The organism is Rhodococcus sp. EPR-157 (assembly GCF_001647195.1).
Taxonomy (GTDB): domain Bacteria; phylum Actinomycetota; class Actinomycetes; order Mycobacteriales; family Mycobacteriaceae; genus Rhodococcoides.
Genome location: NZ_LVCV01000619.1, coordinates 1 through 954, shown reverse-complemented (window position 1 = coordinate 954; position 954 = coordinate 1). Strand labels below are relative to the sequence as shown.

Sequence of the window (954 nt, the reverse complement as noted above, 5' to 3'; positions counted from 1 at the left end):
GTATGCCGCACCGACCCCTCGCTCCCCCCGGCGGAATCACTCGCCGTCATCGTCGTCGAGCGCGGCACACCTGGTGTCGAGATCACCGGCATGATCGACACCATCGGACATCGCGCCACCAACTCGCCTCGCGTCGAATTCACCGATGTGCGAGTACCCGTCGACAATGTGATCGGCCAGCCTGGAGATGGCCTCGACATCGTCGCCACCGCGTTTTCCTGGACCTGCTCGTCGATCGGCGCGGCGTGCGTAGGTCGAATGCGTGCGGCCTTCGACTACGCCTACGAGTTCGCCAAGACCGACCACCGTTCCGGGCCTGTGCCTGTCATCGACTACCAGAATGCGGGGTACATGCTCGCCGATATCAAGACCCGCATCGAAGCCGTTCGCTACTTCGCATGGAAGGCCGCAGATCACTTCGACCGCACCGGGGGCAAAGACCGCGAGCTTGCCAACCAGGTCAAGATCTTTGCCTCCGAAACCTCGGTTCAGGTCGTCTACGACGCCATGCGCTTGGTCGGCGTCGATGCCTACACGAACCTCACCCCGATAGCCGCGATCATGGAAGACGTTCTCTGCTTCCCGGTCTACGACGGCGGAAACATGGGGGTGAGGCGGCGCAACATCCACACCTTGCTCAAGCAGGACGGTTTCGATCCGCTCGCCGCGTCCGAGAACCGGCTGTCGGTCGCCGGCCCGGTATGAAGTAAGCGGCGGTAGACAGTGCCGCAACGGTAGACAGTGCCGCAACGGTAGACAGTGCCGCAACGGTAGACAGTGCCGCACCGGTAGACAGTGCCGCAGTCGTGGGAAGCCACACCGCTCCCCGGCTGCGGCCCTGGGCGCGCGGCGGGTGAGTTCGGGGGCTGTTCAGAATGGTGGGTAGCGGTAGCGATCGCGTGCTGTGACGATTGCCCGGTGTTCGAGGAATCGTTCTCTGAGGAAGATCGCTTC

General features: G+C 63.4%; 1 protein-coding gene. It reads left to right on the top strand.

Features of this window, described 5'->3' with window-relative positions; all coding sequences use genetic code 11:
• The coding region (locus A2J03_RS26735; RefSeq protein ID WP_197480985.1) for an acyl-CoA dehydrogenase family protein at positions 1-705 on the top strand (705 nt) is incomplete at its 5' end.
• Positions 706-954 lie beyond the last annotated feature (249 nt).